Origin of the sequence: Streptomyces sp. NPDC002602 (assembly GCF_042889445.1) — a bacterium.
GTDB lineage: Bacteria > Actinomycetota > Actinomycetes > Streptomycetales > Streptomycetaceae > Streptomyces.
Genome location: NZ_JBIAQX010000003.1, coordinates 150,916 through 164,753, shown reverse-complemented (window position 1 = coordinate 164,753; position 13,838 = coordinate 150,916). Strand labels below are relative to the sequence as shown.

At 71.8% G+C, this 13,838-nt stretch carries 16 protein-coding genes; 9 read left to right on the top strand and 7 right to left on the bottom strand.

The window, feature by feature from the left end; all coding sequences use genetic code 11:
* The first annotated feature begins 99 nt into the window (after positions 1-99).
* Together ACFYW3_RS10030 and ACFYW3_RS10025 are read left to right on the top strand one after the other, a co-directional pair.
* The gene (locus tag ACFYW3_RS10030; protein WP_351749152.1) at positions 100-840 is read left to right on the top strand and encodes an XRE family transcriptional regulator; all 741 of its coding nucleotides are present in this window, start codon (positions 100-102) and stop codon (positions 838-840) included.
* Between the two features lie 4 nt (positions 841-844).
* The gene (locus ACFYW3_RS10025) at positions 845-1,315 is read left to right on the top strand and encodes an NUDIX domain-containing protein (RefSeq protein WP_389386034.1); all 471 of its coding nucleotides are present in this window, start codon (positions 845-847) and stop codon (positions 1,313-1,315) included.
* Between the two features lie 143 nt (positions 1,316-1,458).
* Here ACFYW3_RS10025 and ACFYW3_RS10020 read toward each other — a convergent pair whose 3' ends face one another.
* The 3 genes from ACFYW3_RS10020 to ACFYW3_RS10010 form a co-directional block, all read right to left on the bottom strand.
* Entirely contained in the window at positions 1,459-2,049 is a 591-nt protein-coding gene (locus tag ACFYW3_RS10020) for an N-acetylmuramoyl-L-alanine amidase (RefSeq protein WP_053676438.1), read from the bottom strand.
* Positions 2,050-2,219: 170 nt separating this feature from the next.
* Positions 2,220-3,425, bottom strand: coding sequence for a globin domain-containing protein (locus ACFYW3_RS10015; protein WP_389386033.1), 1,206 nt, complete (start codon positions 3,423-3,425; stop codon positions 2,220-2,222).
* A 140-nt stretch (positions 3,426-3,565) separates the two neighbouring features.
* A complete protein-coding gene (locus tag ACFYW3_RS10010) occupies positions 3,566-4,027 on the bottom strand; it encodes an RrF2 family transcriptional regulator (protein ID WP_389386032.1) in 462 nt (153 codons plus the stop codon).
* Positions 4,028-4,251: 224 nt separating this feature from the next.
* On the opposite strand from ACFYW3_RS10010, the gene ACFYW3_RS10005 reads away from it, so the two are divergent.
* The 4 genes from ACFYW3_RS10005 (at position 4,252) to ACFYW3_RS09990 (ending at position 7,908) form a co-directional block, all read left to right on the top strand.
* Entirely contained in the window at positions 4,252-5,658 is a 1,407-nt protein-coding gene (locus ACFYW3_RS10005; protein WP_266949804.1) for a family 2B encapsulin nanocompartment shell protein, read from the top strand.
* A gap of 45 nt (positions 5,659-5,703) precedes the next feature.
* Entirely contained in the window at positions 5,704-6,753 is a 1,050-nt protein-coding gene (locus ACFYW3_RS10000; protein WP_351749163.1) for a family 2 encapsulin nanocompartment cargo protein polyprenyl transferase, read from the top strand.
* Positions 6,754-6,943: 190 nt separating this feature from the next.
* A complete protein-coding gene (locus ACFYW3_RS09995) occupies positions 6,944-7,537 on the top strand; it encodes a GNAT family N-acetyltransferase (protein ID WP_389386031.1) in 594 nt (197 codons plus the stop codon).
* Between the two features lie 170 nt (positions 7,538-7,707).
* A complete protein-coding gene (locus tag ACFYW3_RS09990) occupies positions 7,708-7,908 on the top strand; it encodes a hypothetical protein (protein WP_351749169.1) in 201 nt (66 codons plus the stop codon).
* A gap of 21 nt (positions 7,909-7,929) precedes the next feature.
* Here ACFYW3_RS09990 and snpA read toward each other — a convergent pair whose 3' ends face one another.
* Entirely contained in the window at positions 7,930-8,589 is a 660-nt protein-coding gene (gene snpA / locus ACFYW3_RS09985) for a snapalysin (protein WP_351749171.1), read from the bottom strand.
* A gap of 207 nt (positions 8,590-8,796) precedes the next feature.
* Between snpA and ACFYW3_RS09980 the strand changes: the two genes are divergently transcribed.
* The 3 genes from ACFYW3_RS09980 to ACFYW3_RS09970 all read left to right on the top strand — a co-directional run bounded on the left by ACFYW3_RS09980 (position 8,797) and on the right by ACFYW3_RS09970 (position 11,838).
* Complete coding sequence (locus tag ACFYW3_RS09980) at positions 8,797-9,729, top strand: LysR family transcriptional regulator (protein ID WP_053676447.1); 933 nt, start codon at positions 8,797-8,799, stop codon at positions 9,727-9,729.
* A gap of 290 nt (positions 9,730-10,019) precedes the next feature.
* Entirely contained in the window at positions 10,020-10,940 is a 921-nt protein-coding gene (locus ACFYW3_RS09975) for a DUF4097 family beta strand repeat-containing protein (protein WP_351749174.1), read from the top strand.
* A 1-nt stretch (position 10,941) separates the two neighbouring features.
* A complete protein-coding gene (locus tag ACFYW3_RS09970) occupies positions 10,942-11,838 on the top strand; it encodes a helix-turn-helix transcriptional regulator (protein WP_351749177.1) in 897 nt (298 codons plus the stop codon).
* Positions 11,839-11,842: 4 nt separating this feature from the next.
* Here the strand turns inward: ACFYW3_RS09970 and ACFYW3_RS09965 are convergent, their stop codons facing one another.
* From ACFYW3_RS09965 to ACFYW3_RS09955, 3 genes are all read right to left on the bottom strand, one after another.
* On the bottom strand, positions 11,843-12,403 hold the full coding sequence (locus ACFYW3_RS09965) for a Clp protease N-terminal domain-containing protein (protein WP_389386030.1): 561 nt from the start codon (positions 12,401-12,403) through the stop codon (positions 11,843-11,845).
* Positions 12,403-12,612 (bottom strand): hypothetical protein, encoded by a 210-nt coding sequence (locus ACFYW3_RS09960; RefSeq protein ID WP_053676451.1) that lies wholly within the window; start codon positions 12,610-12,612, stop codon positions 12,403-12,405. Before ACFYW3_RS09960 ends, ACFYW3_RS09965 begins: the two co-directional genes overlap by 1 nt.
* 71 nt (positions 12,613-12,683) lie before the next feature.
* A complete protein-coding gene (locus ACFYW3_RS09955) occupies positions 12,684-13,646 on the bottom strand; it encodes a zinc-binding dehydrogenase (protein WP_351749182.1) in 963 nt (320 codons plus the stop codon).
* Positions 13,647-13,838: the final 192 nt, after the last annotated feature.

Below are 13,838 nucleotides of genomic sequence, written 5' to 3'. Positions count from 1 at the left end.
CACATCCGCTGGTGCCGCGATCGTCCCGCCGATGATCAGGACGGGGGAACCTCGTACGTTCGGCACTTCGGGACGTCCCACAGCCTGTAGAACGTCCCCATGCAGAACGAGCGGTTAAGGGCCGTCATGGCATCCGGCGGCTGGACTCATGCCTCATTGGCCGGCGTGACCGGCGTGGACCCGAAGAGCGTGGAACGCTGGGTGAACCTCGGGCGCACCCCAAGGCGGGCAACCGCACTCAAGGCGGCGGAGACGTTGGGCGAGGACATCCACGCCCTGTGGCCGGCGCTCCGGCAAGCACGGGCAGCGCGGGCCGTCAGCACGGAACTGGTCGCTCTGTACGACCAGCGGGCAGACCTTCCCGTATCCGTGTTCGTGGATCTCCTCGCGGCGGCGCGCGAGCGCATCGACGTCCTGGTCTACGCGGCGGTGTTCCTGCACGAGGCGTATCCCCGGCTGAACGATCTCCTGCGGGAGCGTGCCGCCGACGGGTGCGCGGTACGCATCGCAGTCGGTGACGCGGACAGCGGGAACGTCCGGCAGCGAGGGCGGGAAGAGAAGTTCGGGCACGGCATCGAATCCCGCTGTCGCCTCGCTCTCTTGCACTACCGGCCGTTGGCGAGCGTGCCGGGCATCGAGCTTCGGACGCACGGGACGACGCTCTACAACAGCTTGTACCGGGCTGATGATCAGGTGTTGGTCAATGCCCACGTCTGGGGTGTGAACGCGTACGGTGCGCCCGTGTGGCACCTTCGCCGCCACGATTCGGGCGGCATGTTCGACACGTACGCGGACAGCTTCGATGCCGTGTGGGAGACAGCGCGTCCTGTGGAGGCATGACCGGATGGCCCGGACCGAGTACTACGACGACCCTCACGCGCCCGAGCCGAACAGCATGGTCGTGGCCGCATCGGCGGTGGTCACCGACGGCGAAGGCCGCATCCTGCTGCAACGGCGCACGGACAACGACCTGTGGGCGCTGCCCGGCGGAGGGATGGACCTGGACGACTCGCTGCCCGGCACGGCCGTCCGCGAGGTCAAGGAGGAGACCGGCCTCGACGTGGAGATCACGGGACTGGTCGGCACGTACACGGACCCCCGGCACATCATCGAGTACACCGACGGCGAGGTCAGGCGACAGTTCAACGTCTGCTTCACTGCCCGCATCACCGGCGGAGAACTGTCCCTCTCGAACGAGAGCACGGAACTGCGATTCGTGGCGCCGGTGGATCTCGACGCACTGCCCATGCACCACACCCAACGCCTGCGCCTGCGGCATTTCCTGGAGCACCGCTCCGCCCCGTATCTCGGCTAGTGCCGTGACCGACGAGCCTTCCGGGAAGGGCCGCCGGCCGGAGCGCGGCTTCGCCGTCCAGGTGTGCGGCGAGGAGATCGGGCATCCGCACGGCGAAGCCCGCCTGGGCGGACGGTGTCAGGGTCCGCCCCTTGGTGGGGCGGTCACTTGAGGCGGTCCGCCACGCGTTCTCGGAACCACGTCATCGTGAACCCCTTGGGGTCGATCTTGCCCGGTTGCCATTCGAGGTGCCCGATCACCGAGCGCTCGGTCCAACCGTGGAAGCGGCAGACGGCCGCGGCCGCCCGGACCATGGCATCGAGCTGCACCGCGGGCCAGGGGTCCTTGCCGTCGCCGAGGTTCTCGCACTCGAAGCCGTAGAAGTGTCGGTTGCCGTCGGTGTTCGCCGTGTGGTCCGGGGGCAGCCGCTTCTCGGCGATCACCGCGGCCAGGACGTCGGAGTCGCCGGAGCCCGCGTGGTTGGCGCGGCCGTAGCCGACGAGGTGGACCCGGCCGTCCTTGGTGATCACGCCGTGGCAGAGCGGGCCGGGCAGGTCCTCGTCGCCGTCCCGGCAGAGCCGGACCGTGTAGGCGGTGCCCTGCGTGACGGTGTGATGGATCATCACCCCGTTGACCGGTCCCCAGGGCCCCTTGTGGTTGCGGTTGTGGGTGCGCCAGGCGCCGACCTCGACGACGCGCAGCCCCTCGTTGCGCAATTGGGTGAGGAAACGGTCTGCGGACATGGGTGCGGACATGAACGCCTCCTTCCGTGCGTGAGGGGCCGAACACCTTTCGTGTTCGGCCCGTCACGTTCCGGTGTAGTGGAGGGAGTCCTTCCGCGGCTAGCGCGTTCGTACGGCGAGCGAGCGAATCCGGACATTCCCGGAGGTCCCGTCTGCCCCTCGCGTCCCGCCGGCCTCGGCTGTCACGCGGAGGCGAGCCACAGGTCGGGGCCGAAGACCTCGTAGTGGATGTTGGCCGCCGGCACGCCCTTGTGGAGCAGTTGTTCGCGGACCGCCCGCATGAAGGGCAGCGGTCCGCACAGGTAGGCGTGGGTGCCCGGAGCCACCGGGACGTCGGAGAGGTCGAGCCGGCCGACCCCGTCGCCGGCGGCGGCGTCCTCGTGGCCGGTCTCGTACCAGAACCGGGCCGAGGCGTCGGCGAGCTTGTGCGTGAAGGCCCGGTGGTCGCCCCGCAGGGCGTGGTCGGCCGGGGAGCGATCGGCGTGCAGGACGGTCACCGGGGCGCCGTGCCCGGTCTCGGTCAGGTGCTCCAGCATCGACAGCATCGGCGTGCAGCCGATCCCGGCCGAGGCCAGCAGTACGGGCGAGGTCGGGTCCTGGAGCACCAGGTCGCCGTACGGGACCGAGACGCGCAGGGTGTCGCCGACGCGGACCTCGGTGTGCAGGTGGTGGGAGACCTCCCCGTCCGGGCCGGCCGCGGCCGGCCCGTGGACCCGCTTGACGGTGATCGCGCGGACCGGGGATCCGGGCGACGAGGAGAGGCTGTACTGGCGGATCTGCCGTGCGCCGTCCGGGAGCTCGACCTGTACGGAGACGTACTGGCCCGGCTTGAAGCCGGGTGCGGGCGCACCGTCGGCCGGGACCAGGTGGAAGGTGGCGCAGTCGACGGTCTCCTCGACGCGCCGGACGACCGTCCACGGGCGCCAGACGTCGCCCGCGACGACCCGCTGCTCGGCGTACAGCCGCTCCTCGATGGCGATGAGGGCGCCCGCCATCAGCCAGTAGACCTCGTCCCAGGCCTCGACGACCGCAGGGGTGACGGCCTCCCCGAGGACCTCCGCGATGGCCTCGAACAGGTGCCGGTGAACGATCGCGTACTGGTCGCGGGTGATGCCGAGCGAGGCGTGCTTGTGGGCGATGCGGCTCAGCATCACGTCGGGCCGGGTGTCGGGGTGTCGGACGAGGTGGCCGGCGAAGGCGGCGATGGAGCCGGCCAGGGCCTGCTGTTGCAGTCCGGCCTTCTGGTTGCCGCGGTTGAACAGGTCGCGGAGCAGGGCCGGGTGTGCGGCGAACAGCTTCGCGTAGAAGAGTTCCGCGATGTCGCCGACGGCCGCCCCCACGGCGGGCAGGGTGGCGCGTACGGTCGCGGTCGACTTCTCGGACAGCATCGGGGGGCTCCTCTGTAAATGGACTATGGGATACCAATTAAAGGGCGCGAGGGCCTCCGGGGCGATGCGGAGATCTGTTCGAAGAGCCCTCGGGTGTGGCGTGGGCGGGTCGCGGCCGTTCGGAACCGGCCATCCGCGCCTCAGTCGGCGGGGCCCCCGCCCCGACCGGGCGGTCCGCTCGAAATGCCGAGCAGCAGCGGTCCGGTGGGGGCCGCCACCAGGTCGTTCACCGTGAGCGGGTCCAGTGCTGCGAAGAAGGCCTCCTGGGCCCGACGCAGCGCACCACGCAGAAAGCAGGCGCTCCGCAGTGGGCACGGGACGGCGCCGTCGCAGTCCACGACGTCGCCGACACCCTCCAGTTCGCGCACCACCGCGCCCACCGAGGCGGCGCGGCCGGCGCCGGTCAGGGCGAGCCCGCCGCCCCGGCCGCGCCGCGCCTCGACCAGGCCGAGGTGTTGCAGCCTGGCCACCACCTTCGCGGTGTGGGTGTACGGGACCTCCATGGTCGCCGCGACCTCGCGCGTCGTGGGGAGGTCCGTGTCCTCGACGGCCAGGCGCATCAGGACGCGGAGCGCCAGATCGGTGAATCGGGTCAGCCGCATGAGGTCACCCTAGGAAACTTGAATCTTTGATGCAAGTTAAGGCGGTGCGAGGGGCGGGGATGGCTGAAACCAGAGGGGTCGGTGGGGCTGGAGAGGAGAAAGTGACTCTTCAGGGTGCCCACACCCCATACGGAGTAGTCCCACCCTTTTGTGTAATGGTCCCACCACGCTGCGCACTGGAAGGCTGATCCCGCAGATCCATGGAGTGATCGAAAGGGAAACACATGTCGGTCCAGGCAGGTTCCGAATCCGAAGTCCAGGCACCGCAGCGCAGTCTCGGGACCTCGGCCGCGCGGAACTTGGCAACCACGACCAAGTCCGCGCCGCAGATGCAGGAGATCACCTCCCGGTGGTTGCTCAAGATGCTCCCGTGGGTGTCGGTGCAGGGCGGTACGTACCGGGTCAACCGGCGGCTCAGCTACTCCGTCGGTGACGGCCGGGTGGAGTTCATCAAGACCGGTACCCAGGTCCAGGTGATCCCCGCCGAACTCGGAGAGCTCCCGCTGCTGCGCGAGTACGAGGACATCGACGTCCTGACCGAACTCGCCGCCCGGTGCCACCAGGTCGACTTCGAGGCCGGCCAGGAGCTCACCTCCTTCGGCAGCCCCGCCGACAGGGTGTTCCTGCTCGCCCACGGCCGGATCGACCAGATCGGCACCGGCCCCTACGGCGACGACGCCGTCCTGCAGACCGTCGCCGACGGCGCCTACTTCGGCGAGGACGCCCTCGTGGACGAGGAGGCCATCTGGGAGTACACCGCCCGCGCCGCCACCTCCGGCACCGCGCTCGTCCTCTCCCGCCAGGACTTCCAGCTCCTCGCCGACCGGGTGGACTCGCTGCGGGCCCACGTGGACGAGGTGCGGGCCCTGCCCGCCCAGCGGACCAACAAGTACGGCGAGGCCGCGATCGACCTCTCCGCCGGCCACCAGGGCGAGGCCGTGCTGCCCGGCACCTTCGTCGACTACGAGGCCCGGCCGCGCGAGTACGAGCTCTCCATCGCCCAAACGGTTCTGCGCGTCCACACCCGCGTCGCCGACCTGTACAACCAGCCGATGAACCAGACCGAGCAGCAGTTGCGGCTCACGGTCGAGGCGCTCCGCGAGCGCCAGGAGCACGAGATGCTCAACAACCGCGACTTCGGCCTGCTCCACAACGCCGACTACGACCAGCGCATCCAGCCGCACGACGGCGCGCCCAGCCCCGACGACATGGACCAGCTGCTCAGCATGCGGCGCGGATCCAAGCTCTTCCTCGCGCACCCCAAGGCCATCGCCGCCTTCGGCCGCGAGTGCAACAAGCGCGGGCTGTACCCGGAGTCGATCGAGATCGGCGGGCACCGGGTGCCGTCCTGGCGCGGGGTGCCGATCTTCCCGTCCAACAAGATCCCGATCAGCGACGCCCGGACCACCTCCATCCTTTGCATGCGCACCGGCGAGGACGAGTCGGGCGTGATCGGTCTGCACCAGCCGGGCATCCCGGACGAGATCGAGCCGAGCACCTCGGTCCGCTTCATGGGCATCAGCGAGCAGGCGATCATCTCCTACCTGGTCACCACCTACTTCTCCGCCGCGGTGCTCGTCCCGGACGCGCTCGGCGTGCTGGAGAACGTCGAGATCGCCCGCTGGCGCTGATGAGGGGCCCGGTCGAACGGCGACGGGGGAGTACGGGGGAGCGCGATGGCGACCACTGAGGCGATCACCACCGGCGAGGGGCACGAGGCCGCGGCCCTGCTGGAGCGGACGAAGGAAACGGTCAACCCGGAACTCCGCCGGGCGATCGAGAGTCTGCCCGCGGGGATGCGACGCGTGGCGATGTACCACTTCGGCTGGGAACACGCGGACGGCGGTCCGGCCGCGGGGAACGCGGGGAAGGCCATCCGGCCCGCGCTCGTCCTCGCCTCGGCGCAGGCCCTCCAGGGGGCGGGCGCCGAGGTCGGGGACGCCGTGCGGGCGGCCGTCGCCGTGGAGTTGGCGCACAACTTCACGCTGTTGCACGACGACGTCATCGACAAGGACGTCCGGCGGCGCGGCCGGGCCACGGCCTGGACCGTGTTCGGGATGCCGGACGCCATCATCACGGGCGACGCGATGATGTCGCTCGCGCTGAAGCTGCTGGCCGAGGATCCGCACCCGGCCGCCCCGGCGGCCGCTGCCCGGCTCTCGGCCTGTGTGATCGAGCTGTGCGCCGGGCAGCAGGCGGACTGTGCGTTCGAGCGCCGCGGGGACGTCTCGCTCGACGAGTGCCTGATGATGGCGACGGCCAAGACCGGGGCCCTGCTGGGCTGCGCGTGCGCGCTGGGGGCGCTGTACGCGGGGGCCGGTCCGGACGAGGTCGACGCGATGGACGCCTTCGGCCGGGAGGCCGGTCTGGCCTTCCAGCTGATCGACGACCTGATCGGCATCTGGGGGGACCCGGGGCACACCGGCAAGCCCGCCGGGGCCGATCTGATCGCCCGCAAGAAGTCCCTCCCGGTCGTGGCCGCCCTCACCTCGGGCACCGCGGCGGGCGAGGAGCTGGCCGCGCTGTACGCGGGCCCCATGACCGGGGACGACGTGCGCGCGGCGGCCGACGCCGTGGACCGGGCCGGGGGTCGCGACTGGGCACAGGCCCATGCCGCCGACCGGATGGGCCGGGCCGTGCAGCAGCTCTCCAGGGCCGTCCCGGACCTGGGGGCGGCGGGCGGGTTGCTGGCGCTGGCGGAGTTCGTCACCCGGCGCACCAAGTAGGTCCACCGGGCCGCGCGGCGCGCACGCGACCGCCCACGCGTGGGGAAAGGCCTGTTCCCGCACCGTACGACGGTGGAACAGGCCTTTTCGCGTGCGCGGTCGCGTGCGCGGTCGCGCGTGCCTTCCGGGCTGTTCGGGCCAACTCTAGGATCACCCGCAGTCGTTGACAGCCGAGTGAGGGGTGGGTCCAGTGGTGCTGGAGATACGTCAGGCGGATCGGTCGGACCGGGACGCGGTGGCACGGCTGCTCGACCTGGCCTTCCGTGACGACCCCGTGAGCGGTTGGGTCTTCCCGGATCCGGAGCACCGGGCGGCGGTGCACGGGAAGTTCCTCGGCGTCTTCGTGGACGTGGCGCTCGACGACGGGCGGATCGACTACGCGACGGACGGTTCGGCGGCGGCGCTGTGGCTGCGGATCCCGGCGGGCGAACCGGAGGGTGAGGACGAGGTCCCGGCGAGGATGCGGGCGGTGGCCGACCCGGACAACGAGCGGTGCGAGCTGGTGGGCCGGCTGACCGGCGAGGTGCACCCGACCTCCGAGGAGCACGAGTACCTGCTGATGATCGCCGTCGCGCCCGACCGGCAGGGCGAGGGCCTGGGCACGGAACTGATGCGGCCGGTGCTGGAGCGGTGCGACCGCGAGGGGCTGCCGGCGTACCTGGAGGCGAGCAGCGAGCGGAGCAAGGGGCTGTACGAACGACTCGGCTGGGAGTCCACGGGGACGTCGGTGCGCCTGCCGGAAGGGCCCCTGATGTGGCCGATGTGGCGCAAGCCGCAGGGCTGAGGGGACCGTGCCGACGCACGTCCAGGCGGCGCTCGGCCTGGCCCCCGGCGCGCCGAGGCGCTTCGACGCGATCGCGAGGGGCCGCGGCAGGTGGTCACCACCCGCGCCCGCAGGCGCTGACCCGCCGGCGTCACCCCGCCGAACGCGCGAAACCGGCCTACCGTTGAGGTATGGCCGGTCAAGAGCAGCAGCGCACGCACGAGACGGTGGCCCCGCAGGCCGGGCACGAGCAGCAGTCGTGCCCGGCCTGCGGGCGTTCCGTGGACACGGTGGTCCGACGGCGCAAGTCCCTCGGGATCTTCGTGCCGCAGTGGGGCCCGGGCTCATGCAAGAACCCGGATTGCTCCACGTACGTCCCCAGGGAGGTCTAGGCCTGGCGGAAGCGGTGTGACCTAGCCCTTGGTGCCGAGGCCGGAGGCGACGAGGCCGTTGGCCCAGAGCTGGTTGACGCGCGAGCGCTCGGCGGAGTTCGGGTTGGGGTTGGTGCACGAGGTGCCCGGCCCGCCGCCCGACATCAGCTCGCTGCACGGCCCGGAGTAGTGGTCCGGAAGACCCAGCACGTGGCCGGTCTCGTGCGCGGTCACGCGGGTGGAGTCGTACTGCTGGTTCTGCCGGTAGTCCAGGAAGATGTAGCCCCGGCCGTGCCCGTCGGTGCTCGCGTACGAGCCGCGCGAGTCGTTGCCCTCGCGGTACGAGAAGTTCCCGCCGGAGGACACCTCCTGCAGTCTGACGTTGCTCACCGAGCTGTTCCAGATCTGGGTGGAGCGGGATATCTGGCCGCGGAAGCTCGGCGCGCTGCGGGTGTTGTACGTGACGGTCACCGCGAGGGCGCCCGGGTTCGCGGCGCGCTGCTCGGCCACCGAGGCCCGCACGGCCTGGAAGAAGGCCTTCGTCGCGGCGTCGTTCTGCGCCGAACGCTCGTACGCGGCGTAGCTCGCGGCATTGCCGACGGGCGCCGGGGCCGCGCTCGCGGTGGGGGCGACCGAGGACAGGGCGGCGGCCAGGCCGATGCCGATGCCGCCGGCCAGGAGGGACTTACGGGAGTGGCGCATGTGGGGGGCTCCTACTCATCCGGTGTGGGGGGTGGGTCGTTCGGTACCGGAGTCTGCGGGAGCGGAAGGGGCCGGCGGATGATGTCAGCCATCGATAACGCCGGGCTATCGGGAAGTTTTCGGTAGGTCAACTAGCGTGAGAATGGCGGGATTCGGGGGGCTATCAGCGACTGGTGCGGCGCCGTGCGCCCGCCCTACTCTCGGGTCATGGAGCTCGAGGTGAGGCACCTGCGCGCACTGTGTGCCATCGCGGACGCCGGCAGCCTGCACAAGGCGGCGCGGCAACTCGGCGTGAGCCAGCCCTCGCTGACGACCCAACTGCGCCGTATCGAACGCGCCCTGGAAGGGGAACTGTTCCTGCGCGAACGGACCGGATGTCGCCCCACGCCATTCGGCCGTACCGTGCTCGGGCGGGCGCGTCCGCTGCTCGCCGAGATGGCGGCCCTGGTGGCCGAGGCGCGGGCCGCCGCCCACGGGCCCCGGCTGCGGATCGGCTCGACCGCCAGCCGGGCGCTGCCGGGCTGGCTGCGCCGGCTGCACCGGCGCTCGCCCGAGACCGAGACCTCCCTGGTGGTCGACGTGTCGGCCAACGCGCTGCTGCGGATGGTGGCGTCGGGGCAACTCGACGTGGCGTTCGTCCACGAGGTCGAGGGCAGCCCGCTGCGGGTGCCACCCGGCCTGGAGCTGCACGTGCTGATGGAACGCGAACCGCAGTTCGTGTCCATGTCCCGGGACCATCCCGCCGCGCGCCGGCCGGTGGTGGAATTACGTGACCTCGCCGCCGACCGCTGGACCGTCGACCCGTCCGTGGACGGCGAATGGGACGGCCTGCGGCGGGTCTTCGCCGGGGCCGGGCTGGACCCGCCCGTGCTGCACGCCGACTACCACACCGCGACCTCGTTGATCGTCTCCGGTGAGGCCGTGGCCCCCTGCCAGCCGACCTCCGGCCCCCGGGACGACATGGCCATCCGGCCCCTGTCGGGGGACCCGTTGGCGGTACGGCTGCTCCTGGCCACCCTGCCGGGCGCGCACGCCGAGGTGTACGAGGACCTCCGCGCGGCCTACCGCGAGGCCGCCCTGCGCACCCCGCCGTACCGGGCCTGGCTCCACCACCACGCGAGCCCACTCCTGGCCGCGTAGGGGATCGCCCCGGGCCCCGGGTCCCCGGCCCCGCCTCCGGTCGTACCGGGCCGGGGCGGCGGCTCCCCCGTCCGGCCTCCGCCGTCCGGCCGTGATCCGCCCCGCCCGCGCGCCGCGCACGCCGCACGCGGCGGTTCCGCGTGCCCGAAAAACGGGGCAGATCATAGCAAAATGGGTAATTCAGGGATGCGCTTGACTTCCCTCAACCGCGATATATCGTGTTACCCACAAGACGCGATATGTTGCGTGCGTCGAGTCCGGTCCGTGAACGCACGAGGAGGATCAGCACCATGGCAGAGCAGATGACGTGGTCCGTCGCCGAACCCCAGAAGCTCACCTTCGAGCAGCCGGTGACCGAACTCCGCGTCCGTGTCGTCGGCGGGACCGTGAACGTCGTCGCCTCCGACGAGGGACCCGCCCGCCTGGAAGTGGCCGAGGTCGACGGCCCGCCGCTGCACGTGGTCCACGAGGCCGGCGTCCTCACCCTCTCCTACGAGGACCTGCCCTGGAACGGTTCCCAGGGCATCAAGGAGTGGTTCGAGAGCAAGCCCTGGAAGTCGTGGTCCGGTGGCGACGGCCGCAAGGCCTGGGAGCGCTCCGTCACGGTCACCCTCACGGTGCCCGCCTCCACCTCCGTGCAGTTGGCCGCCGTCAGCGCCACCGCCTTCGTCTCCGGCATCAGCGCCGCCACCGACGTCAACGGCGTCTCCGGCGACACGACCCTGGTCGGCCTCGCCGGCAAGGTCAAGGTGAACACCGTCTCCGGCGCCGTCGAGGCCCAGTCCGTCACCGGTGAACTCGGCTTCCACTCGGTCTCCGGCGGCCTGACGGTGGTCGACGGCGCGGGCGGCAACGTACGGGCCGACTCCGTCAGCGGCGACATGCTCATCGACCTGGCCCTGGACCCGACCGCGCCGAGTCCGGTGGACATCTCCCTGAACTCGGTCTCGGGCCAGGTGGCGATCCGGCTGCCGCACCCGGCCGACGCGCGGGTCGAGGCCAACACCGCCACAGGAGGCGTCTCCAACGCCTTCGAGGACCTTCGGGTCTCCGGCCAGTTCGGGGCCAAACGGATCACCGGCACGCTCGGAGCCGGCACCGGCACCCTGCGGGCCACCACCGTCTCCGGCGCCATCGCGCTGCTGCGCCGCCCGGCCGGCGACACCGGCGACACCGCCGCCCCCCTCGCGCTCGACAAGAAGGTGCTCTGACATGCCGCCCGTCTTCGCCCACGGCCGCCTCCGCCTCTACCTCCTCAAGCTGCTGGACGAGGCCCCGCGGCACGGGTACGAGGTGATCCGCCTGCTGGAGGAGCGCTTCCAGGGGCTGTACGCGCCCTCCGCGGGCACCGTGTACCCGCGGCTGGCGAAGCTGGAGGCCGAGGGTCTCGTCACGTACGCCACCGAGGGCGGGCGCAAGGTGTACTCCATCACCGAGGCCGGGCGCGCCGAACTCGCCGACCGCGGCGGGGAACTGGCCGACCTGGAGCTGGAGATCCGCGACTCGGTCTCCGAACTGGCCGCCGAGATGCGCGACGACGTCCGGGGCGCGGCGGGTGACCTGCGGCGCGAGATGCGCGCGGCCGCCGCCTCCGCCACGACGACCCGGGTCGAGGACGAGGGCTGGAAGGCCGCCAAGGAGGAGCTCCGCAAGGCGAAGGCGGAGTGGAAGGAGCAGGCGCGGCGGGCGAAGGACGAGAGCCGCCGGGCCCGCGAGGAGGCCCACCAGGCCCGCCGCCAGGCCAAGGAGGCCCAGGAGCGGGCCCGCGAGGAGGTCCAGCGCATCGCGAGCCAGCTCCAGGAGCAGTTCGCGAAGTCGAGCGGTGTGCTGGGCGGCCTGGCCGGGGCCTGGCTCGGCGGCGGCACCCCCGCCTCCGCGCCCGGCGCGTCGACCGCGGCCTCGGACGTGGGCTCCACCTGGGCCGAGGACCTGACCCCGACCACGGACCCGATCCGCGACCTGGACCGGTTGTTGGACCGCTTCCGCGACGAGATCCGCGACGCGGCCCGCGACCACGGCGTGAGCCCGGCGCAGTTGGCCGAGGCCCGTGCGCACCTGGCCGTCGCGGCGACCCGGGTCACGGCGGAGCTGCGCCCGGACCCGGCGTAGGTCGTCAGGCCGACAGACCCCGTTCGGCGCCGGCGAGGGTGACGCCGTGGTCCGCGAGGACCTCGGCGACCGTGCCCGGACGGGAGAGCAGGGCCAGCAGCAGGTGCGGGGTGCCGATGTGGCGGTCCCCCCGACCCAGCGCGATCCGGAGGGACTGCTCCAGGATCTTCTTCGCGCCCGGGGTGAAGGGGACGTGCCGGTTGTTCGACTCCGGGCGGCCGAGGGCCGAGCGGAGCGAGGCGCCCAGGCCCCGCCTGCGGGGCGCCGTGCCCGAGAGGGCGCCCTCGCCGTGGGTCTCCTCGATCCGGGTGACGATCTCGGTGAGGTCGATCCCGAGACCGGCCAGGGCCTCTTCGTCGGCCCGGGTCATGCCGCCCCGCCGGCGGGCCTCGGCGAGGCCCGCGGTCACCGCCGCCCGGTCCACGCCGAGCGGATCCAGCGCGCCCTGTGCGAGCAGGGCGAGCAGCAGGTGTTCCTCCGTGACGACGCCGGCCCCGGCCCGTCGGGCCTCGGCCACCGCGCCCGTCACCGTGGTGCGCGCCTCGGTCGTGAAGCGTTCGAACATCAAAGCCTCCCGTGCTTCTTGTGCACGGCCTGCCGGGTGACGCCCAGCTCGGCCGCGATCTCCTGCCAGGACCAGCCCTGCGCGCGGGCACTGCGCACCTGTACGGCCTCCAACTGCTCCAGGAGCCTTCGGAGGGCGGCCACGGCACGCAGGCCCACGCGCGGGTCACGGTCGCCGGCCCGTTCGGCGAGATCGGTCGCTTCGGTCATGCGTGTCAATGTAGGTTGACGCACGGGAGGGTGTCAACCCTGGTTGACATTCGGGGTGGGGGAGTCGGCCGTCAGACCGTCAGGACCACCTTGCCGAAGAGGTCTCCGGACGCGAGCTTCTCGAAGCCCTCGCGGGCCCGGTCCAGCGGCAGCACCTCGTCGATGACCGGTCGCAGGCCCGTGGCCGCGCAGAAGGACAGCAGGTCCTCCAGCTCGTCCTTCGAGCCCATGGTCGAGCCGACCACCTTCAGCTCCAGGAAGAAGATGCGGGTCAGTTCCGCGTGCGCCGGGCGGTCGCCGCTCGTCGCGCCGGAGATGACCAGGGTCCCGCCGGGCCGCAGGGACTTGATGGAGTGCGACCAGGTGGCGGCGCCGACCGTCTCGATCACCGCGTCCACCCGCTGCGGCAGCCGGGCCCCCGGCTCGAACGCGTCCACCGCGCCCAGTTCCACCGCCCGCTCGCGCTTGGCCTTGTCCCGACTGGTGGCGAAGACGCGCAGGCCCGCCGCCTTGCCCAGGGCGATCGCGGCGGTGGCGACCCCGCCGCCCGCGCCCTGGACCAGGACGGAGTCCCCGGGCCGCACGCCGGCGTTGGTGAACAGCATCCGGTACGCCGTCAGCCAGGCGGTGGGGAGGCAGGCCGCCTCCTCGAAGGACAGCTCGGCGGGCTTGCGCAGGACGTTCCAGGCGGGGACGGTCACCTGCTCGGCGAAGGTCCCCTGGTAGCGCTCGGTCAGGATGGAGCGCGGCTCGTCGGGGCCGACCCCGTGGCCGCTCTGGCCGATCACGGAGTGCAGGACGACCTCGTTGCCGTCCTGGTCGATCCCGGCGGCGTCGCAGCCGAGGATCATGGGCAGTTTTTCCTCGCCGAGGCCGACCCCGCGCAGCGACCACAGGTCGTGGTGGTTGAGCGAGGCGGCCTTGACGTTCACGGTCACCCAGCCGGGGCGGGCCTCGGGGGCGGGGCGGTCGCCCAGCTCAAGGCCGCTCAGCGGCTGGTCTCGGTCGATTCGGGCGGCGTAGGCAGCGAACATGCCGCCAGACGCTACCGCTCGGTAGCGGGGCCTGACCAGAGGCGTCAGGTCGGCGGCGGAGCTGATCGGAATGGTCGAGCCACCCCCAAGTACCCGCCGTACCAGTTGGTTTGTGTGGCTCGGGTGCCTAATCGGAACGTCGGGATCGAGTCGGGATCGGGGGTAACATTCTGGCCGTGCGGTGATGCTCGC